Genomic DNA, 20,686 nt, shown 5'->3' on the forward strand with positions numbered 1-20,686 from the left:
ACCCATATAAGACTATTACTTACTTTGATTATGAATAAAAGTATTAATTGTAAAAATATAAAATTAATGTCGCTTTCAATTGAGTAAAATAAATTCGCCATTTTGTATAGTGATGGTTAAAATGCGTACCTGAGTTGCGAGATAAAGTCCCGTGTCACTTGCCATCATGTTTTCGGCTACTTCTTTCTCTTGTTTTTGATAGGTGGTAATAATCTGCTTAAAATAATCAATCCGCTGTTGCAATAAATTGCTTAAGGTATTTAAATGGCTTAATTGATTTTTATTATCTCGAACAAGATATTTAAGTGCTTCAATTTTTTCTGTGGCTAGTTATACTTTTTTCATAGTCTCTCGATGAGGGTTTTTCTGGCTCGCATTTGTCTCGTTTCTGCCTCATTTCCAAATATTTGGCACAAAAAACCCTCTAAACCAAAGGTTAAATGCCCTCACTCACACATCAAGACTTGGGAATGAATTTCCCATTCTTAATGTCCACCGCCATGTCCGTCATGACCACCGTGATGCCAGTTTTGTTGATGCCAATTATGGTGCCAATTTTGATGCCAGTTATGATGCCACTTGTAGTGATATTGAATCCAATGCCATCTATGTCCATCCCAATGCCACCGGCCATGTCCACCATGAGGTGTCCAATGAGGGGCATGAGGTATATTGGAAGCCAATGTTATGGAACCTATTGGTGAATCAGTTTTGATTGAGGTATCAAAGGCAGAAGCTACAGCACTTGAACCCATCAAAGCGGCTACTGCAACAAACCACTTCAACGTCTTTAAAGTCCACATATTGCCGCTCCTTGTAAAAGAGCTGATTAAGCTACTCTAAATCCAATACTTATCTATAGACAAGATAGCACTGAATTTCATAAATTGATCAATTTATGAAATGATACCTGACTGGCGCAATCCTTTAGAAGGATGAACTATACTAATACAAATTACTGAGTCAAAGGAGTGCACATCATGTCGCCTGCATTTGGGCACCACCCGAAATCACCAAAACCACAAAAAGAGAAGGGCTTCTGGAGTTCTCCTTCCGGTCTAATGGCCATTATCATTATTGGGATTATTAGCTATTACTTAATTGTAGAGCATGGTGCTCACATAGCAAGCTTTTTAGGCGCTTCACCATTGGTGCTGTTAGTCTTACTCTGTCCATTGATGCATCTTTTTATGCATAGAGGACATGGGGGGCATGGAGAGAATCATCACCATAAATCCGATGACGAGGACAACGACTCTTCTGAGAAAAAGGATTAATCGAAATGGAACATTCTTCTTATGCTTATGGTTTGTGGTTATTGGTCATTGTCAATTCGGCGATTTTCATTTTGTTTGCTTACAGTTTTACCACCACGTTTAAAACAAGGCGAGATTGGCGCGCCTTTGGTGCTTTTTCTGCGTTTGTCATCGCTTATTTTACCGAAATGTATGGTTTTCCTTTAACCATTTATTTACTGTCAGGATGGCTTTCTAAATATTATCCTGGAATGGATTTATATGGTCATGACAGTGGCCATTTACTCCATACCCTGCTTGGCTTGAAAGGTGATCCCCATTTTGATGTCTTTCATATCTTAAGTTTTGTCTTCATTATCGGCGGTCTTTGGATGATTGCATCAGCCTGGGGTACTCTTTATCGTGCTCAAAAGGCGCATCAACTTGCAACCAGTGGGCTGTACGCCAAAATTCGTCATCCGCAATACGATGGGTTTATTCTGGTGATGATTGGTTTTTTATTGCAATGGCCAACCATTCTGACCTTAATCATGTTTCCTATATTGGTTTATATGTATGTTCGTCTCGCGCGTAGAGAAGAAAAAGAGGTCTTGGCGGAATATGGTGAGGAATATAAACACTATGCTGCAGTTACTCCTGGGTTTATACCTCGTTTTGGTAAACAACAAGACAGTAAAGGAGGTGCACCATGATGTTTATGTTTCACAGTGCCGAGATGCTCGGCCTTATCGCAATAGCGCTTGGAATCATGTTGGTTGTTTGGGCATTACGTAATGAAGGCAACAGTACTGGATTAGCCAAAATATTTGGATGGTTGATTGTCATTATCGGGATTTTAGGGGAGCTATGCAGTACTTATTACGCGATTAAGTACTGGTATGCAGGCTATTTCCAGATGCCAATGATGTCAGGTGAAGCATTCCTGTTCCATGTGGCTCAGATGTTGTCTCTCATTGCAATAGCACTGGGTATTATTTTGATAGCATGGGCGTTACGTAACGAAGGACGTGGTATTTCGCTGGCAAAAGTCTTTGGTTGGCTCATCGTTCTCTTTGCGATTTTAGGCATGATTTGTAGTGCTTATTATGCCACTGTGTATTGGCATAAAGGATATATTCAAACGCCTGCTAGTATGTCTATGTTGATACAACATCAAATCCCGATGCAGAAACAGTCACCCAATCAATAGTCCTGGTAAGTGCCATAATAAATTGTTATGGCACTTATAATTTTCCATTGTAGTGAAGGTGTCCCTCAATGATGCTTATAAAACCCAACTCCTTTAATATCAGTCCACAATGTGGTTTGGTGGCAAAGGAAACATTGATCGACACGGGCTTCATGCTCATGCGCCACTTTTTTTGAAATCATATTAAAATGTTCCATATAATGACTGGGTGGCGCTTGGTGGCATTGAGCACAATCCATTGAACTCGGAGATGGGTGCCTAAATTCAGAGAGGCTCCAATGAGCCGTTTCATGACAAGCAGAACAATCGTCGCCAAATAACTTAAAGTGCTTGTCCTTGTTTTGATGACATGAGGCGCAGCGTAAAGTCAGTTCTTGAGGTGATAAATGGGGGTTGACCCGTAATGTGGACTTATTGGATTCGTTCTGCGCTAAAAAGAGCATAACTTGATTAATAATCAACTGTTCTTCTTCATCATTTGCATTTGAAAAGGCACGAAGTTGCTGAAGTCCTAACGAAACCAAAGCATTGTGATCCATCTGGGTGATACGTGCTGTTCTGCCCTGGTGCTCTCTATGACATTCAACACAACTGCCTATGTTGGCATGAAAGGAGGTCGGCTGGCGTTTTAACAGAGATTCGTTGTTGGCATGGCAGACGATACAGTTCGCTGCCTCAACCCCTTTCACAGGCGTATGACATGCAGTGCAGTTGTGACTTAAAAACGAGTGGGCTTTGGAAAGTTCTCCGGGGCTTGCCATTCTTTGCCACTCCGCTACGTTCGTCAAACTGCTCACCTCATCTCCATGAGAAGACAGATAATAGGCCATAAAAGACAGTGCCGCGATTACGGTAAGGGCAGCGAGGGTAGCCCAACTCAGCTTCATTGAAACCACCTTAATCCAAAATAAATTCCAGACCAAACGTGCAAACCCAGCAGAACATACAATACCAGTGCTGTAATAATGTGACAGGTTAACCATTTTTGAAACAGGCGCTTGAAGTGCTCGTGAAAACGAATGGCGTATTCCAGCTCAGAGATGGCATCTGCTAAACACAAAGCGCGTACCTCTGCCGACTTGATTAACTGACCATCCAGTGCGGTGTCTTCAAGCAGCCAGGAAAGAAAGCGAGCGGTCATAAGATGTAATTTTTCGATGTTTTGCTTGGGGTGTGCGCTTGCTTGTAATTCTTGAGCCACGATTTGGTATTGCTGTTGTAGTCCCAAGAGGATTGTCTTTTTTTCATCGATTTCCTGAGTCATAAAGCCCATGAGATAACGACCAATAAAACCACTGAGCGTGACAATGAGTGTCATCGCAGTCAAAGCAATACCTAAAGCACTATTAAATTTATGCCCGGTATGAATCAAGACTAAAATAGAACCGATAATGCCTGCATAAATATGCCATGACAACAGGGTATTCATGGACACATAGTGTGTTACCCAATTTTTCAAAAATGAAATGCGCTTAATAAAGAGGTAGAAGAGCGGAATCAGCATCAATATCGAGCCACTCACGCCAAAAACACCACCCCAAAAACTCCCGGCAAAACGATAAGACGTATGGACTGCAAAGCCTAGCCATGTAATAAGCATTAGAAGTACTAACCCCAAAACCATCATACGTCCTTGCGCATTCATTAAGCATCCACCTCAATGTTTTGAGTCGCTTTGGCCTGACAGGCTAAGATGAGCCCCTGTTGTTTGTCTTCCTTTGAAAGCGCATCTTCACAAGCCATGGTCACTTCCCCTGACAGCAATTTCACTTTACATAACCCGCATTGCCCGGTTCGACACGCGTTATCAATAGTAACTCCATTGGCTTCCGCGATTTCAAGAAGGGTACGGTCTGGCAAAATCGGAACCATTTTTTCAGATTTCCGAAAAGAAATCATCGAACGGGTATCGGCTTTGATGGCCTCTAAGTCTTCTTGGATTATTTCTGGTTTCTTTTCTGGTCCAAATGCTTCTGTTAGAATCAAATCAGCGGGCACCTTAAGTTCTTTTAAGATACCAAGGATGGCTGCCATCATCGCAGGAGGACCACAAACGTGGATACGATGAGAGGCAATATCAGGGACAAGATGGCTGATGATGTTCTTGGTAAATAGGCCTTGCAACCCCATCCAAATGGTTCCCTCTGAACGCAGCATCGACGCGTACACATGGAGATTGAGGTATCTTTCTTGAAGTTGCTCTAATTCTTCGCGAAAGAGAAACTCACTCGTCGTGCGACAACAGTACAGCAAATAAATGTCATTGTGCCATCCAATATCGGTGAGGTAGCGGATGATACTCATCATCGGGGTAATACCAACTCCTCCACAAATCAGTACAATGCTCTTTGCCTCTTCACCAGTAAAGGTAAATTTACCATTAGGTCCCATCACCTCCAGTAAATCCCCTTCTTTAATTTCGTCATGCAAATAACGGGAAAACACGCCTTGTTCTTCCCGCTTGACCGTGATGGCGCAATAATGCAATTGGGTTGGGGTGGACGCCATGGTGTAACTGCGTCTTACGGTTTTACCATTAATTAAGGCGGTGAGCGTAATGAACTGGCCAGGATAATAGGTAAATGGCAAAGCCACCTCATGGGTTGATGCCAAATGAAACGTTTTGATTCCCGGGGCTTCTTGAAAGATACGGCAAACACGAAGTTGTCCTTCCCATTTCTCTTCCGGTTCGGTGAGCGATCTCATGACTGGAAATTGCGGGACAGGACATTTATGAGCGGGGCAGGTAGGAGGCGTAGTTGGGGCTATTTCTGATGGCACTTTAGAAACTTGAGAGGATTTAATAGGCTCTACAGATGTTAAGGAAGGGGTTGGTTCAGGTGCTTTTGAGAATTGGGGTGGTGTCTCTGAAGATACAGTCGCATTTTGTTTGGTTAAGCGATCGAGCAAAGCAGCCGCTCTTCTCATTTTGAAAAAATACATCCAAATCATGACCAAAAAAAACAGACCAAATAGAGCGATAATCGTTAAATGAAAAAAAGGACCGCCTAAGACATTTTTGGCTTGAGGAGTACTTGGAAGAAGATTCATTTCACGTTTAAACCACTGCAAAGCGATGTCGCGAGGATTTTTTCCTTCAGACAGTGCGCGAAGTGCAGCCAGTGCACTCTCATATTGCGCTATCCCTTCCCGTAATTTCTCTAAAGCTTCTTGCATTTTAGCGTAATCGTTATTGTTGGATGCCAACAAAAGCTCGTTAAGTCCACCTTTCATGAGCGCCATGCCGGATGTGATGCGTTGATGTGCCTTTTGTTGAATTGCAAGGCGTTTTTCGGGGGATAATGTGGGTAAATTCATTAAAGAAGGGTACAGTTCCTTAGAGGGAGTCCCTATGTTTTTCATCATGCCCCCCATTCCCTCACTTTCTTTTTCTCCTTGATGATGGGCAGCATGGTCTTGTGCTGTGAGTTGAGCAAAGGAAACAGAAGCCATCGCCAACAGGAAAGAAATAGATACTGCTTGAACCCATAGAAATAGGAAAAATTTTTTAATGTATTGAAACAGCATCCTTTCCCTCCAAAGCGCACTGAACAAGCTGAGATTATTTGTTTTCCTGCCTCTTATTAGTTTATCCCATATTCTGTAACAAATTTCCAATAACTTAAAAGGGTATGATTAGGAATTCATGCAGTCATTCATTCCATGGATTAGAAACTCAACCAAATCAGTACGTTATTTGCTCTATTTTGAGGTTCTGTCTATTCTATAATAGAAGCTTTTTTAAGAGATGTCCTATGTGGAATCTTAAAAAAGTGAAGGGACGGCACGCTTTGATACTTTACAGGGATCAATCGGTTAAGTGCTAATTCTGACATGGTAGTGAACATTATGATGCCAGGATGGAGGAATTTCCAATGGCGAAGCAGTGGATGGTTTTAATAGGGTGTGTGGTCTTGAGTTTATTGACGACTGCTTCGTTAGCACAATATCGAAATGGTGTTTTTTCAGTGGAGTACTCAAAGGCCTCCCCTATAAAAAATATCCCTCTTAAAAAAGCCACATTAATAATCAAAATCTACTATTATGGATATCCCAAAGGGCATTTCTCAGTGGTCACGGATGAAAAACAACATTTTATCATGGGTTATGATGATAAGTATCAAATCGCTCTCGAACTCATCGCCATTTCGGGACAGGAACAATATAAGGCCTTATGCCGTGGAGAATCGAAACCAGGGCAGTTGAAATTAATAGTCGTCTGTAACCCGTATAAGAAAAAGACCTTATAAAGAGGCGGTGTGACTTTTGCCTCATAGTGCTCTATGTGAACTCATGACCAATAATCGCTTGGGCGCTTTGCAAAATATTCTGAATTTCTTCCGTAATTTCTTCTTGGCGCATTAAATTAAGACGATGGTTTAATGCATTTTTTTTATTTTCTAACCGATCTAATGCCTGGTTTAAATGAAACAGTCTTTGATGATTCTCCGCAAAAAACGATTGATAAAAAATCGCATAACACCTGGCCAGTAAATAATGCTCCACCAAGTCAGCGAAAAACTGGTCTTTGGAACCATTCAAAACAGGTGGCACAGAAAAAGGAGGCGCAGGACTTATATCCAACTCTTTAAAGGGCTGCCAGGTTTTTACTTGAATTTGATTGTGCTCTTCCTCATTGAAGAGAACAGTCCATTGCCAAGAGTGCCATGTCTTATTTCTTTGCAATAAGGCTCTTTCTAACGTGTGTAACACGTTTGAAATCACGGCTGGGATTTCTTCAATGGCATTGGGTCCATCGATTGTTGCCATGACACGAGAATCATTGGCCATTTTTAATGCTAGTTTATGCCCTACAAGAACGAGTGCTGGTTCCCATTCAGAATGTTGCTCGTTGTGCGCGTCTAACTGATGAAGTACATTATCATTAAAAGAACCACAAAAGCCGCGTTCTGAGCCAATAAGAATAGAAACTAAGGGAGGATTTTCTTGTTGATTCATGGGGGGCATGGGATAGAAACTTAAAAAATCATGGCTCACCTCACGAATGGTTTTAATGACGTTGTCCTGCATGGAAAGACATTGAGTGATTTTGCCCAGTTCAATGAAAGAAAGATTTTTCATGGCCGTCATAATGTGGCCAATTTCTTCTAAAGTATGAACATGTTCTTTGAGTTTGGTTCGTTTCGTCATGATACCATCCGGGTATTAAGTGATACTCATTGCTTTGGAGTGGATAATGAGTCCGTTCTATGCCATTAGCCATTCTTTTATCGCTTTTTTCCATTGTTCTCGTGGGCTTCCCAAGGATAAAGTGCTTTGTTTTATTTCTTCCTCTATTTTTTTGAGCATTTTGGGGATGTCTTCTAAATTCAATTCGTCAAAGAAACCCTCATTGTAAGCAATAAGCCATGCGAGTTGAAATTCAATGGGTAGTGGTGAAAAACGTTCTTGTTTTAGAATTTCTCTTAAAACTCGCCCTTTTTGAATCTGCTTTTGCATTTTGGCATCCAGTTTCGCCCCAAAGCGGGTGAACAGTTCCAAATCAAGAAATTGCAGGTAATCCAGTTTCATTCGACCGGATTCTTTTTTAATTTGCGGATGCTGCGCTTTACCACCGACTCGTGAGACCGATTTGGTGATATCAATGGCGGGAAGAAATCCAGAAGAGAATAAGGATTCATCAAAAAAGATTTGCCCATCAGTGATGGAGATGAGATTCGTTGGAATATAAGTGGCCATTTCACCTTCTTTGGTTTCGATAATAGGCAACGCCGTCATACTACCGCCGCCCAGAGCAGGGGAAAGACAGGTGGAGCGTTCTAATAAACGGGAATGCAGATAAAAAATGTCCGCAGGAAATGCCTCACGTCCAGGAGGTCTACGCAGTAAAAGGGACAGTTCACGATAACTATTGGCATGAGCACTCAAATCATCATAGATCACCAGGGCATCTAAGCCCTTTTTCATCCAGTGTTCGGCAATGGCGCACCCTGCAAAAGGAGCCAGATAAAGTAATCCTGGTAAGGCCGTCGCTTGGGCTACTACAACAGTCGTATAGTCCAATGCATTGGCTTCTTTTAATAATTGAATGGTAGAGCTTACCGTGGAACGTTTTTGGCCAATCAACACATAGACACAATACACTTTTTTATCTTTTTGATTCATCACAATGTCAAGGGCCAAAGCACTTTTACCAAGCCCATTATCCCCAATCAGTAACTCCCTTTGTCCTTTTCCAATGGGAATTAGATTATCAAGCATCTTATTTCCTGTGTACAATGGTCGATTCACAAAGTCACGGTGAAGAATAGGTGGGGACAGCCTATCCAGTAATCCTTGTTCTTCATGGGGCGGAATCTCACCGCCGTCTAATGGATGGCCTAGAGGATCAATCACTCGCCCAAGCAGTTTATCACCTACAGGAATACTCAATACGCGTTTCAGAGGAAAAATAGGGGTGCCTGCCTTTAATTTTTTGGTTTGTACCAGCATCACAGCGCCAACCAGCTCTTCGGTGAGGTGGAACACCATCGCGATACAGCACTCATCCTCTGAAATAAGAATTTCATCGATGGCAGCCCCTGGTAAGCCCTTAATCCAGATAATCCCATCTCCAACAGAAACCACCCGCCCTTGTTCGGATACCTTGATTTGAAATTGATAGCGCTCAAGGCGTTGTCGTTGCTTCTCAAGAAAAGAAGGGGTGTTAGACCAATTCATTTTTTGTCTCTATAAAGAATTTTAATTCATCACGAAGATTGGCTTGCAAGCACATGGGGCCCATTTGCAGGGTTAATCCCGCGAGAAGCTTTGGATTTTCCGTAAAACAGACTGTAAGTTTTTTAGGTGACAATTGTTCAATAACTTGCAAGAGATCCTGTTTCTGATGTTCTTTGATGGGGTAGGCCGTTTGTATTGAAACGGTTTCTTCTTCAGGCACAGTATGGAGCCATTGCCATTGTTCTACCGGAAAATGATTCAGATCCTCAATGGTTTTTTTAATGATTTTCTCTTCAAGATGGGCATCCGCAAAAGGCATTAACAATTTTTCAGCAAATTTCCCAGCCAAAAGAAATGCTTCCTTGGCATTGTTCTCAATGATGGCTGCGGCTTTTTGCATTTCATGGGAAAAAATCTGCTCTTTTTCTTGATGCAATTGTTTTTCAAACTGGAGTCTTTCTTCTGATTTCCATCGTTCCATCGCCTCATGCCACTCGTTTTGTAGGGTCGCTTTCTCTTGTTGCCAATCGGCAAGACGATGTTCATAGGTTGTTTGCAATTGCGTTGCTTGCCTGTGCAGTGTTTGTGCAGTCTCTAATTGTTCTTGCACTCTTTTTTTTCGTTCTAATATGGTTTTTTGTATGGGCGCATAAAGAAAGCGTTTCAAAATCCAAATGAGAATAAGAAAATTAATGAGTTCTAATGAAAAAGTGGTCCAAGAGAGTTCCATTGGTTTTATCCCTGTTGCGTTACAAAATAAGACAATAATGGATTTCTAAAGAGGATAATCAAAACAATCACCAAACAATAAATGGCTAACGATTCGATCATGGCCAAACCAATAAATAAGGTTCTGGTGATGGATTTTTCGGCTTCAGGTTGCCTTGCCAAAGCATCTAAGGCGTGACTAATCGCGCGCCCCATGGCCAGAGCCGGCCCTATAGTTCCTATGGCAATGGCTATTGCTGCAATAACGGTTGACGCTAAACTAAACCAACTTATGTCATTCATAACGATTCTCCTTGGCTTTTAAGCTCATGGGCTTGAATGCCCCCAGCAATGTAAATTAAGGCCAGCATGCCAAAAATATACGCTTGGATGATGGCTTCAATAATATGTAAAATGAGTATTGGAATAGGGACTAAAAATCCGGCAATCATGAGGACAATCAGGGCGGTTAATTGCAAGCTCATGATATTACCAAACAAGCGGACGGCCAATGCTAAGGTTCGAGAGATTTCGCTGATTAAATGAAAAGGCAATAAAAAAGGAGTTGGCTTAATATAATGTTTCAAATACTCTCGCCACCCCTCGGCACGAATTCCAAACCAGTGTACCGATAAAAAAGTCATCATCGCAAGGGATGCCGTCACCGATAAATCCGCCGTTGGTGAATAAAATCCCGGAATAACACCAATTAAATTGGAAACAAGGATAAAAATCCACAAGGTGGCTACAAAAGGAAATATCAGCTCAACGTGGTCAGGCAATACTTCTTTTATCGCATCGTACATGGTGCTCAAAACACCCTCCCAAAGGAGTTGGTACGTGCTTGGCTGTAGGAGAGAGCATTTGTAAGTGGTACTCCATGCCATGATGAATAAGGAGATCATAATGAACCACGTGGTTAAGACACTTTGTGTGATGGGTAATCCACCGATTGAAAAGGCAAAATGCGCTAAGAATCCTTCTTCTCCCACGGTTAGTCCTTAATTAAAAGATACACGTTAATGGCGCCAATAATCACCCCAAGGAGGATTAAATTGATGGTCCAACTCATGGAATACCCTTTTATTTTCTCATCGAGCCAAACCCCGAGATAGGCTCCTGCAATGATGGGTAACACAAAAACAAAGCCTAAAGTACCCAGGTAAACTGTTTGGGCTAATAACGTTGATTTTCCTTTTTTAGCTTTATTGATTTTTCGGACGTTTCGTTTCACTTGTTGTTCCAGTTCCTTGTTTGAATTTTTAAATTCCATAGCTGTTCTGCCGGTTTAATTCCCATAAACGCTTTAACATTTCTTCATCCAAACGATGCACGCTTTCTTTAGTGCGCAATAGGTTGTTTTCTTCCCAATGTAATTCTTCCTCCAGGACCCTTTGTATGGCTTGGTATTCTTGATGTCGCACATAATGTCTTGTCGCAATATGCAATTGATTGTCAATGAAATAAACCACGGCACCTGGTAAGGCTAAGTACTCCGTCTCTTGATTTTCATCACGAAACCAGGCCAAGCCGAATTTTAAGCACGTCATCATGCGGCTATGATGAGCTAAAATCCCAAATTGCCCAGAAGCATCCTCACCCACAAAACTGATGACCTTATCGATTTTTTCATATTGTGTGGCACTCTTAAGATGGATAGTAAAAAGCTCCATGTCCGTCGTTATCTCCCTTTATCCATGGCACCCCTCATGTAACACGCTTCTTCTGAAAATTCATCGTAATCGCCTCTTAGAAAGGATTCGCAATCAGTTAATGTGTGTTCTAATGAAACCGATTTCCCTTCCATTCCTGTTTGAAGTTTGGTGACATGGAAGGGTTGGCTAAGATAGCGCTGCAGTTTACGTGCTCTTAACACAATAGCACGGTCTTTAGGAGAAAGCTCTTCAATCCCCATCATAGAAATCATGTCTTCTAATTCTTGATAACGTTCCAGGTGTTCTCGTACGGCTTGTGCAATGGAATAATGTCGCTCGCCCAATAGGATTTTATCCATAAATTGACTCTTGGAAGCTAAGGGATCCACGGCGGGATAAATGCCTTTGCCTGCTTGTGCGCGAGAGAGTACTATGATGGAATCCAAATGAGTAATAATCCCGGTCACCGCCGGATCGCTCATATCATCAGCCGGAACATAAACCGCTTGTACCGAGGTCACTGCTCCTTTTGCAGTCGATGTCATGCGCTCTTCAAGTTCCGCTATCTCAGTCATTAAGGTGGGTTGATAACCGACACTAGCCGGCATTCGGCCAAGTAACCCCGAAATTTCACTGCCGGCTTGCACAAAACGATAAATATTATCCACAAGAAAAAGAACCTCATGGCCCAACGTATCACGCAAATATTCCGCATAAGTTAATGCCGATAACCCTGTGCGAAAACGCACTCCCGGTGATTCGTCCATTTGACCAAACACCATGAGGGTTTTATCCATTACGCCTGCGGATTTCATCTCATGCCACAATTCATGTCCCTCCCGAATACGCTCACCAACACCAGCAAAGACGGAGGTTCCTTGATGCAATTGAATAATGGCATGCATCAATTCCATCAGGAGTACGGTTTTTCCAACTCCTGCACCACCAAACAATCCTGTTTTACATCCTCTGACGAAAGGGCAAAGTAAATCAATGACTTTAATTCCAGTCTCAAGAATGGTTTCTTGAGTGCTCGTCATTTCAAGTGGCGCGAAGTTGGCCAGAACATCACGATATTCATGGGTTTCTAATGGCGGGGCTCCGTCTAATGGCTCACCAAAAATATTTAAAAGGCGGCCCAAGCATTCTTTTGAAACGGGAATTCGTAACGAAGTGCCTTGGTCATAAACTATTAAACCTCTTTGCAATCCTGAGGCACGGTGGAGCGTGATGGCTCTCACATGATGCTCATCAAGGTGCTGACACACTTCCAAAATGTATTCATCACTGTCCGTGTAAGTTTTAAGAGATTGATGCAAAGGAGGTAGTACATTACAATGTATCCGGACAACAGGGCCATTGATTTCGATTATCCTGCCGATGGGAGTTCCATGAGTTTGAGCAACAGCCGTGTTTTTATCCATCATTTTCCAATTGAATTCATGACCCATGAATTAGGTGTCGTCCTATTCTCTCTATTTTTACATCACTTTATGGAATTTTAATATAACAGAGTTTGAAAACAGATAGCAAAATGCTAATTAATAACAGCTCGCCTGAAAGTATCTAAAAAACAAACACTGTGTGAGATCTCATTAATCAGCTTCTACATAGGTCACTTTGCCACATGATACATCAAGCCACGCCTTTAAATAGAGTTCGACGAAATAGGTAGGTCCTGAATGGGGACAATCTTAATGAGCTACTGACCTATAATAGGGCTCATAGAAATCTCATAGAGCCCTGGTGATTGGTTTAAGTGCCCTAGCATAGGCCTCTTATAGAACATTTATTGGTTTTTCATCATGGGGCATCCCATCATTTGTCTATCCATCATCATCTGCATCATTTGCATCATCATTTGCATCATTTTCGTACGCTGCTCCATCGTTTCGGGTTGTTTAGCTGCATCATCCTGCATACTTTTCATCATCTTCATGCCTTTTTGCATCGCATGCATGCCTTCTTCCATCATGGGCATTTGTGTTTGCATCAACGATTTCTTTTCTTCCGTTGTTTTTGCATTCATAAGCTTATCATGCATCTCCTGCATTTGTTTTAGTGCTTCTTGCATTTGTTTCATTTCGTCTTGCAGTTGGGTTGACTGCTGATTAGAGCTTTGCATTCCCATGCTATTCGTATTATTCATTTGAGAACCAGAAGACATGTCTTCTGCAAAGAGTGGTGTAGCAACCAAACTGCAGGCGGCCAATAAAATCAATACATTCCGTTTTAACATAATGAATCTCCTTATTATTTTTTCAATAAATTGTTTGGACTGAACATCCTATCATAGCACTTCATGAATAGGGTATGAAAAGCAAAAAACATACCTGTGCAGGTTAATGCCAACCTATTCCTCCCGTGTTGTGTCCTTCATAAGTATGAGAAACACTGTGTGAATTATTGGTCGCTGTTGTTGGGGTGCAAGAGGTCAACAAAAGTATCGCGCTCATTATCCCAATAACTGCTTTAATAAGTCTCTGCTTTGGCATATCCATGCTTCTTGCAATGAAATAAAATGAAAGCTGAATCAAGATAAAAACAACCCACCTCATTTTATAAATCATTTATATAATATAGCATCGTTTAGAAATATTGAGTGTTAACCATTACCACACTGTAGTTTTGCGTTGTTTCATTACTTTCAAGAAATAATCCAATTGAGCTACAAAAAAGCAATTTAGCCAAAATGGATAAAGTAAGTTAACAAGCCCACACCTTATTGGCCAAAATCGATGAGATAAGATTTCTTGAAAAAAACAGAAGTGCTGTTTGGCTAAAGAGATAGTAAGGGGTGACTATTTAGCCTGTCTATTTCTGAAGAGAGACTCTTTAACCGGTGACTCTTTAAACGGAACTGATGGGTTCATTCTTGTGCTATGCTGTATTATATCTTGTTGATTATAGGGCTTAATGCCAGGGATGTCGTGGCCATGAAGAGATTAGAAAAACAATGTTGTCCTAAGGAAAGGATACTCACTCAGGACCAAGAATTGCAAGAAGGGGTAGATTTCTCTTGTTGTGCACCTGCTGATATGAGTATTTCCGAAAGCTTCTTTCCGTTTTTTACTCGATTAGCGCAAGCCAACCTGGCTAAATGGACGGCAGGAATAAGTCCTGCTGCCATCGGATCTTCTTATTCCACCTGGCTTTGGCAATTGTCCCAATCCCCTGGGGTTTTGTGGGAACTTGCTTTTTATCCGGTTTTTCATGCCAAGGATTGCATTAATAATATCGTTTGTGTTGAACGTGCTGCGGATGGTAAAGACGTGCGTTTTAAAAAAGACAGTTGGCAGCCCATGCCTTGGCGTTTATTCGCTGAAGGATTTTTGCAGATGGAGGATTGGTGGCGACGTGCCACAACGGACGTACCAGGATTGCCCAACCAGGTGGAGCGTACCGTTTCGTCTGGGCACGTCAATCCCTTGATGCCCTATCCCCCTCCAATTTTGTTTGGTCTAATCCTGATTTATTCCATGAAGCCATGCATACTGGGGGACTTAATCTCATCCAAGGCAGCCAAATCGCATTTGAAGACTGGTTAGAAAAGCTAACCGGTGCACCACCTACAGGTTCTGAACATTTTATCCCCGGGAAACAAGTGGCTATTACTCCAGGGCGGGTGGTCTTTCAAAATCATTTAATTGAGCTCATTCAATATGAGGCCCAAACGAAAACAGTCTATAAAGAGCCGATACTTATCTTACCAGCCTGGATTATGAAATATTATATTCTCGATTTATCACCAGACAACTCCTTAGTGAAGTGGCTCGTAAGTCAGGGGCACACCGTATTTATCATTTCTTGGCGCAATCCTGACAAAGAGGACCAGGATTTGGGGATGGATGATTATTATCGGCAAGGAGCTATGGCTGCATTTGATGCGGTGTCGACCCTTTTGCCAGAAACTAAAATCAATCTGATGGGGTATTGTTTAGGGGGCACCTTGGCCATGATTACCGCAGCTGCGATGGTAAGAGACAAGGACGAACGTTTAAACAGCTTGACGCTCTTGGCAGCCCAAGGGGATTTTACTGAGGCTGGGGAATTAATGCTTTTTGTGACTGAAAGTCAAGTGGATTTTCTTAAAAGTATGATGAAGGAACAAGGGTATCTGGATACCAAGCAAATGGCGGGTTCTTTTCAGATGTTGCGTGCTTATGACTTAATTTGGTCCAAAATGGTCCAAGATTACATGCATGGAATGCGGCGAGGGATGATTGATTTAACCGCTTGGAATGCGGATGCCACACGGATGCCTTACAAAATGCACAGTGAATACCTTGAAAAACTCTTCTTAAGGAATGATTTTTCCGAAGGGCGTTATACCGTGGAAGGAAAGCCGGTGGCCGCTGAGAACATCGAATTGCCTGTTTTTGCTGTGAGCACTGAAAAAGACCATGTAGCGCCCTGGCAATCGGTCTATAAAATCCATCTTATGACCGAAGGAGATGTGACCTTTGTTCTCACTGGTGATGGGCATAATGCAGGCATCATCAGTGAGCCGGGTCACCCAGGACGTTCTTATCGTGTCCATGAGCATAAACAAGGCGAGGCTTACTTAAATCCTGAAAGCTGGCTTACGATGGCAGAGAAGCGAGAGGGCTCCTGGTGGCAAGCATGGCATGCGTGGTTAGTTCAGCAAAACACTAAAAAACGCATTGCGCCACCGGTCATGAATCCCTCACTGCAAGCGGCACCAGGAACTTATGTGCTTCAGAAATAGAACGCCTTTGCGTGAGTTACATGTATTGCCCACCATTAATATCAAAATTGGCACCGGTAATAAAACCGCTTTGCTCCTCTGCAAGGAAGGCAACAACACGAGCAATTTCTTGGGGTTTTCCTAATCGTCCCACAGGAATTTGGGCCACAATCGCTTCTAAAATATCGTCCCTTAGAGAAGCGAGCATTTCAGTATTAATATAGCCAGGAGAGACGGTATTCACTGTAATGCCTTTCTTTGCCACTTCTTGCGCCAGACTTTTGGTAAAACCGTATAATGCAGATTTAGTGGCCGCGTAATTACACTGGCCAAATTGACCTTTGCGTCCATTCACAGAAGAAATGGTGATAATACGTCCATAACTATTATCCAACATATTGGATAACACGGTTTTCGTCATATTAAAGACACTATTCAAATTGGCATTGATGACATCCTGCCATTGTTCTTGAGTCATTTTTTTCAAAGTGGCATCGTTCGTCATGCCGGCATTATTCACTAGAATATCGATTTTGCCGTATTTTTCGATGACCAATTCGGTCACTTTCTCACAATCATTGAAGGAAGAAATATCAGCGTAGACAATGTCGATATCAAAGCCTTGCATGGCTTGTTTTTTCTGCCATTCTTTCGCCAAATCATGATTGCCCTGTTTAAAATAGCAGGCAATGACTTGATAATCTAACTTTTGCATTGCCTGGCATATGGCGGTACCAATACCACCAGTGCCCCCTGTGACTAAAGCAACTCGTTGGTCCACTTCTTTCCTCCTTGATGGTTTCATGCAGTAAAAATAAGTGTTATTGTTCATCAGAACGGTCTTGCCTAGACCTAATGGTGGTCATTTTTGATAACCTCTACTTCCTCGGCCTGAGGTCCTTTCTGTCCTTTTCCCATTTTAAAAAGAACGGTTGCCCCATCGGGAAGCGTTTTAAAGCCGTTACTTTGAATCGAGCTAAAGTGGACAAAGTAATCCTTGCCACTGCTTTCAATAAAACCAAATCCCTTGTCTTTATTAAACCATTTGACTTTACCACGAATTTTATTAGTCATTTTGTTTATTTCCTTATAATCAAGCAGGTTACATAGTGTCATGCCACGTTGTTCTTTTTGTCAATACTTGTTAACCAGAGAGCTCTTAGTGATTTAATGGATTGAATCAGTGGACTCTCCAGTGTTTCCCTTTGTTTTTTTCAATGAAACCACTTTATCACATTGAATCTCAATGGTATTTGTTTTAGCAGCAGATACCCCCCAACATCGTATTCTTTTTCCCTCTTTCTCGATGAATAGCACATGAATAACCAAATTGCTCCCATAAGTGTTGTCGATGGTGATGTCTTGAGTCTCATTCGTTTTTGTCAGGAGTCTTCCCAGGGAATTGCCAGCACGGTGGAACTCTATTAATACTTCAGTATTGGATAAGGGCACATTGTTTATTTTGGAGTCCTTGTGGTATTTGATGTGATAGGATTGCGTGCCGGCGCAGGCATTAAGTGTCGTGCACGAAAAAATTACCGCAAAAATAATTTTAAGAAGGACTATTTTTTTTATTTTAAATGACGTGATATCGTTCATGGGATTCCTATTCTTATTCTTGCTCATCTATTTTTACTATTTTGTCATAAAATTTTTACATGCCCAATCTTTAATAGCATAATTCCTTTTTGTCATAATAGAGCTCAGTCAACAGAATAACTTATTATGAGGTTGGAGACTCATTTTAGTTTTTATTAACGACTCTAACAAGGATTAGTTTAGTATGCGTTTACGTCTTGTCATCTTAGTTTTAGCCGCAATTATTATTGGTGTGGGAAGTTATTCTGGGATAGTGAATGTCATTAAAGAGCCCATAGAAAATGTGATAATAGGGTATAAAAGCCCATCAGCCTGGAATAATCGTGGTGTAGATTATGTGATTGGCAAAAGAGTAGCACAAAATGACTCTGAAGCTGTAAAATGGTTTTGCAAGGCAGCGAAACAAGGCGAAGCCATGGCCCAGCGCAACCTTGGCTTGATGTATGCTGCAGGCAAAGGGGTCCCTCAGGATAATGGCAAGGCTATGCAATGGTTTCGTAAAGCCGCTCTTCAAAATGATGCCGTGTCACAATTAAATCTTGGTGTCATGTATCAAAAAGGTATGGGTACTCAGCAAAACGATAGGGAAGCAATCAAGTGGATTCATAAAGCAGCCGCACAAGGATTTCCAGAGGCTGAACGTAGTCTTGGCATCCTATATTCCACTGCTGAAAATGGGCAACAAAATTATGTCGAAGCTTTTAAATGGCTTCACAAGGCAGCTGAGAAAGAAGATGCCATAGCCCAATATAATCTTGCAGTTATGTATGTCACAGGCAAGGGGGTTCGGCAAAATGATACGGAAGCAGTTAAGTGGTTTCGTAAAGCAGGCAAACATGGCGATCTCATGGCTCAACGAACACTTGGATTAATGTACGCAACGGGGAGCAATGTTCAACAGGATGATTTTCAAGCGATGAAATGGTTTCGTCTGGCCGCGAAACAAGGAGATGCTGTGGCTCAATATAATATAGGTATGGGCTTTCTTAACGGCAAAGGGGTGATTCGAAATCACACAAAAGCTCTGAAATGGTTTCATTTAGCTGCTAGTCAAGGATTGCCCCAAGCTCAATATGTGCTTGCTGCACTTTATCATGATGGAGTGAGTCTTCCTCAAAATAGTATGGAAGCAATAAAGTGGCTCCGAAAGGCTGCTGCGCAAGGTCACTTGCAAGCTCAAGAGCGCCTGCAGGCTCTGGTTAGACAGGATTAGCTGTGAGGCGGTTCCTCTTTCATTATCATACGAGTTAGTATTTATCCCCCTATGCTGAAAATAACGATTTGATTATTTCAATGAGAAATTATTTAAACATAATAATATTTTCGTTCACGATTTTGTAATGCTTATTTAATTGTAATGGGATAAGCACAGCTCGTCATTTCAGAGATTAACACCTTTACAGTCTGAGTTGTTATTTTCTATCTAGGTTCTAGATATAAGCCGTTTAAATTTCTGAAAATTCATTTAGGTTAAAATTGATACACCTAAAAGTTAGAATCTGCCTCATTTATTGGGAATATTTTTGCAACACTATCATTAAGTAATCTGAGCGGTACTTTTATCCGAAGCACATTGCCATGCGATGTTATTATTTTAGCCTTTAAGTGTCGTTAAAGAGCATCTCTTTTCAGGTTTTATGGTTCTGTAAATTATTATTATAAACATTGTTGCTATTAGCGTAAAAACTAAAATTGATGGTGACGATGCAACGCCGGTTTTTTTTACAAGTATCATAGAAAGTAATGGAGCGAGGCCAGCGGATAAACTTGCTGCAATGGAATATAGTATTGATAAAACACTACAACGTAATTTAATCGGGAACATTTCAGCTAACATTACTGGTACTGTTGCATAATATGCTCCTGCTGGAATAGCAATTAAAGCTTGACTCAAAATTAACTGATAAAATATTTTGTGCGATAAGAAGTTGAAAAAAGGTTGAGATAGAACTAGAAATCCTATACTTGCTGCAACTACGATTTTTTCTCTACTAATTTTATCAGATAGATTCCCAATCAGAGGAAATACTCCTAGAAGTACCATTAAAGAAATGATGTTGGAAATGATAATTTCATGGTTTTGAAAATTACCATATAAACGAGCTTGCATAGGACCATAAATGTAAATTTGAAATGTAGTTGTTACACCCAAACAACTCAAAATAAACACATAAAGGGATTGTATTTTATTGTTTTTGATATAGGTTACCGATTCAGAAAGTAAACTCTTAAATTTAGGCTTTGGTCTGTCTGCATAGTATACGATGTATTCCATACTCTCGGGGATACATAAACGGATGTATAAACCAATCGAAGATCCTAAAAGCGCAAGCACAAAAGGAACACGCCAGATCATCCAGTCCTGTTCAGGATAGTGACTGGTAAAATAAGTAACAATCAATACAACTAAAGACGCTATCAGCATCCCTGACATAGCGCCAAAGGATGCCCAGCTTCCTGAGTAGCCCTTTTTTGAGGCTTCGGCATTCTCAACTAGGTAAGCAGAGGAGTTTAAATATTCTGCACCGCAGGAGAAGCTCTGAATAATTCTTAACACTAATAAGGTAATAGCAGAAAATGTACCTATAGTACTGTGAGGGGGGATAAACCCGATAAGGGTTGTTGATATGCCCATTGTTAGGATAGAACCTGCAAGGATAATTTTTCTGCCATAGATATCGGATAGTAAGCCCATTATCATAGCCCCAATAGGTCTGGCTAGGTATCCAGCAAAGAAAGTAAGAAAGACGAGAAACAAACCCTTGGAGACATCACCAATCAGGTATTTGGCAATGTAAACTGAGAGTAGGCCACAAATAGCCATGTCAAAGGATTCAATTAAATTACCCAGTGTACCTGCCAGAATGATTCGGGTTTGGTGCTTCATGCG

The 20,686-nt window shown here is 41.4% G+C and carries 24 protein-coding genes and 1 pseudogene; 6 read left to right on the forward strand and 19 right to left on the reverse strand.

The features are described 5' to 3' along the window. Positions 1-75: 75 nt before the first annotated feature. A complete protein-coding gene (locus ACZ5EK_RS05420) occupies positions 76-315 on the reverse strand; it encodes a CHASE3 domain-containing protein (protein ID WP_072363891.1) in 240 nt (79 codons plus the stop codon). A gap of 170 nt (positions 316-485) precedes the next feature. Next, positions 486-803 carry a hypothetical protein gene (locus ACZ5EK_RS05425; protein WP_027265439.1) on the reverse strand — a complete coding sequence of 106 codons (318 nt, stop codon included), beginning with the start codon at positions 801-803 and terminating at the stop codon, positions 486-488. A 177-nt stretch (positions 804-980) separates the two neighbouring features. Between ACZ5EK_RS05425 and ACZ5EK_RS05430 the strand changes: the two genes are divergently transcribed. The 3 genes from ACZ5EK_RS05430 to ACZ5EK_RS05440 are packed head-to-tail and all read left to right on the forward strand — an operon-like array spanning position 981 to position 2,445. Further along, entirely contained in the window at positions 981-1,277 is a 297-nt protein-coding gene (locus tag ACZ5EK_RS05430) for a DUF2933 domain-containing protein (protein ID WP_027265438.1), read from the forward strand. 5 nt (positions 1,278-1,282) lie between these two features. Continuing rightward, the gene (locus tag ACZ5EK_RS05435) at positions 1,283-1,948 is read left to right on the forward strand and encodes a methyltransferase family protein (protein ID WP_042755008.1); all 666 of its coding nucleotides are present in this window, start codon (positions 1,283-1,285) and stop codon (positions 1,946-1,948) included. After that, complete coding sequence (locus ACZ5EK_RS05440; protein WP_027265832.1) at positions 1,945-2,445, forward strand: hypothetical protein; 501 nt, start codon at positions 1,945-1,947, stop codon at positions 2,443-2,445. Before ACZ5EK_RS05435 ends, ACZ5EK_RS05440 begins: the two co-directional genes overlap by 4 nt. Positions 2,446-2,510: 65 nt before the next feature. Here the strand turns inward: ACZ5EK_RS05440 and ACZ5EK_RS05445 are convergent, their stop codons facing one another. The 3 genes from ACZ5EK_RS05445 to ACZ5EK_RS05455 are packed head-to-tail and all read right to left on the reverse strand — an operon-like array spanning position 2,511 to position 5,973. Further along, the gene (locus tag ACZ5EK_RS05445) at positions 2,511-3,332 is read right to left on the reverse strand and encodes a cytochrome c3 family protein (protein ID WP_027265831.1); all 822 of its coding nucleotides are present in this window, start codon (positions 3,330-3,332) and stop codon (positions 2,511-2,513) included. Then, positions 3,329-4,090, reverse strand: a complete 762-nt coding sequence (locus ACZ5EK_RS05450; RefSeq protein WP_061634638.1) for a hypothetical protein — start codon at positions 4,088-4,090, stop codon at positions 3,329-3,331. Before ACZ5EK_RS05450 ends, ACZ5EK_RS05445 begins: the two co-directional genes overlap by 4 nt. Then, on the reverse strand, positions 4,090-5,973 hold the full coding sequence (locus ACZ5EK_RS05455; protein WP_061634639.1) for a 2Fe-2S iron-sulfur cluster-binding protein: 1,884 nt from the start codon (positions 5,971-5,973) through the stop codon (positions 4,090-4,092). Before ACZ5EK_RS05455 ends, ACZ5EK_RS05450 begins: the two co-directional genes overlap by 1 nt. A gap of 347 nt (positions 5,974-6,320) precedes the next feature. On the opposite strand from ACZ5EK_RS05455, the gene ACZ5EK_RS05460 reads away from it, so the two are divergent. Then, positions 6,321-6,695: a hypothetical protein gene (locus ACZ5EK_RS05460; RefSeq protein WP_013101362.1), complete on the forward strand. Its 375-nt coding sequence runs from the start codon at positions 6,321-6,323 to the stop codon at positions 6,693-6,695. A 31-nt stretch (positions 6,696-6,726) separates the two neighbouring features. Here ACZ5EK_RS05460 and ACZ5EK_RS05465 read toward each other — a convergent pair whose 3' ends face one another. The 10 genes from ACZ5EK_RS05465 to ACZ5EK_RS05510 all read right to left on the reverse strand — a co-directional run bounded on the left by ACZ5EK_RS05465 (position 6,727) and on the right by ACZ5EK_RS05510 (position 14,047). Beyond that, positions 6,727-7,596 carry a F0F1 ATP synthase subunit gamma gene (locus ACZ5EK_RS05465; protein ID WP_027265828.1) on the reverse strand — a complete coding sequence of 290 codons (870 nt, stop codon included), beginning with the start codon at positions 7,594-7,596 and terminating at the stop codon, positions 6,727-6,729. A gap of 57 nt (positions 7,597-7,653) precedes the next feature. Continuing rightward, the gene (locus ACZ5EK_RS05470; protein ID WP_010946783.1) at positions 7,654-9,126 is read right to left on the reverse strand and encodes a F0F1 ATP synthase subunit alpha; all 1,473 of its coding nucleotides are present in this window, start codon (positions 9,124-9,126) and stop codon (positions 7,654-7,656) included. Beyond that, positions 9,113-9,856 carry a F0F1 ATP synthase subunit delta gene (locus ACZ5EK_RS05475; RefSeq protein ID WP_061634640.1) on the reverse strand — a complete coding sequence of 248 codons (744 nt, stop codon included), beginning with the start codon at positions 9,854-9,856 and terminating at the stop codon, positions 9,113-9,115. Before ACZ5EK_RS05475 ends, ACZ5EK_RS05470 begins: the two co-directional genes overlap by 14 nt. A 5-nt stretch (positions 9,857-9,861) precedes the next feature. Beyond that, positions 9,862-10,137, reverse strand: coding sequence for a F0F1 ATP synthase subunit C (locus ACZ5EK_RS05480; protein WP_011946148.1), 276 nt, complete (start codon positions 10,135-10,137; stop codon positions 9,862-9,864). Beyond that, positions 10,134-10,826 (reverse strand): F0F1 ATP synthase subunit A, encoded by a 693-nt coding sequence (locus ACZ5EK_RS05485; protein WP_011946149.1) that lies wholly within the window; start codon positions 10,824-10,826, stop codon positions 10,134-10,136. The genes ACZ5EK_RS05480 and ACZ5EK_RS05485 overlap by 4 nt, the downstream gene beginning before the upstream one ends. A 2-nt stretch (positions 10,827-10,828) precedes the next feature. Further along, positions 10,829-11,107, reverse strand: coding sequence for an AtpZ/AtpI family protein (locus ACZ5EK_RS05490; RefSeq protein WP_011946150.1), 279 nt, complete (start codon positions 11,105-11,107; stop codon positions 10,829-10,831). Continuing rightward, the gene (locus ACZ5EK_RS05495; RefSeq protein ID WP_011946151.1) at positions 11,097-11,507 is read right to left on the reverse strand and encodes a F0F1 ATP synthase subunit delta/epsilon; all 411 of its coding nucleotides are present in this window, start codon (positions 11,505-11,507) and stop codon (positions 11,097-11,099) included. Before ACZ5EK_RS05495 ends, ACZ5EK_RS05490 begins: the two co-directional genes overlap by 11 nt. Before the next feature lie 8 nt (positions 11,508-11,515). Continuing rightward, entirely contained in the window at positions 11,516-12,940 is a 1,425-nt protein-coding gene (gene atpD / locus ACZ5EK_RS05500) for a F0F1 ATP synthase subunit beta (protein WP_011946152.1), read from the reverse strand. A gap of 338 nt (positions 12,941-13,278) precedes the next feature. Beyond that, positions 13,279-13,728, reverse strand: a complete 450-nt coding sequence (locus tag ACZ5EK_RS05505) for a hypothetical protein (protein WP_011946153.1) — start codon at positions 13,726-13,728, stop codon at positions 13,279-13,281. Positions 13,729-13,831: 103 nt separating this feature from the next. Then, the gene (locus ACZ5EK_RS05510; protein ID WP_011946154.1) at positions 13,832-14,047 is read right to left on the reverse strand and encodes a hypothetical protein; all 216 of its coding nucleotides are present in this window, start codon (positions 14,045-14,047) and stop codon (positions 13,832-13,834) included. Positions 14,048-14,425: 378 nt separating this feature from the next. On the opposite strand from ACZ5EK_RS05510, the pseudogene ACZ5EK_RS05515 reads away from it, so the two are divergent. Continuing rightward, positions 14,426-16,218, forward strand: a pseudogene (locus ACZ5EK_RS05515) (PHA/PHB synthase family protein). Between the two features lie 16 nt (positions 16,219-16,234). Here ACZ5EK_RS05515 and phbB read toward each other — a convergent pair. From phbB to ACZ5EK_RS05530, 3 genes are all read right to left on the reverse strand, one after another. Continuing rightward, positions 16,235-16,978, reverse strand: coding sequence for an acetoacetyl-CoA reductase (gene phbB / locus ACZ5EK_RS05520; protein ID WP_011946156.1), 744 nt, complete (start codon positions 16,976-16,978; stop codon positions 16,235-16,237). Positions 16,979-17,049: 71 nt separating this feature from the next. Further along, positions 17,050-17,271 (reverse strand): cold-shock protein, encoded by a 222-nt coding sequence (locus tag ACZ5EK_RS05525; RefSeq protein ID WP_011946157.1) that lies wholly within the window; start codon positions 17,269-17,271, stop codon positions 17,050-17,052. Positions 17,272-17,364: 93 nt separating this feature from the next. Further along, a complete protein-coding gene (locus ACZ5EK_RS05530; protein ID WP_011946158.1) occupies positions 17,365-17,796 on the reverse strand; it encodes a hypothetical protein in 432 nt (143 codons plus the stop codon). Positions 17,797-17,980: 184 nt separating this feature from the next. On the opposite strand from ACZ5EK_RS05530, the gene ACZ5EK_RS05535 reads away from it, so the two are divergent. Then, a complete protein-coding gene (locus tag ACZ5EK_RS05535; protein WP_010946797.1) occupies positions 17,981-19,009 on the forward strand; it encodes a tetratricopeptide repeat protein in 1,029 nt (342 codons plus the stop codon). Positions 19,010-19,390: 381 nt separating this feature from the next. Here ACZ5EK_RS05535 and ACZ5EK_RS05540 read toward each other — a convergent pair whose 3' ends face one another. Further along, positions 19,391-20,683 (reverse strand): MFS transporter, encoded by a 1,293-nt coding sequence (locus ACZ5EK_RS05540; RefSeq protein ID WP_010946798.1) that lies wholly within the window; start codon positions 20,681-20,683, stop codon positions 19,391-19,393. Positions 20,684-20,686 lie beyond the last annotated feature (3 nt).

The sequence above is a fragment of the Legionella sp. JM-2024 genome, assembly GCF_055389095.1.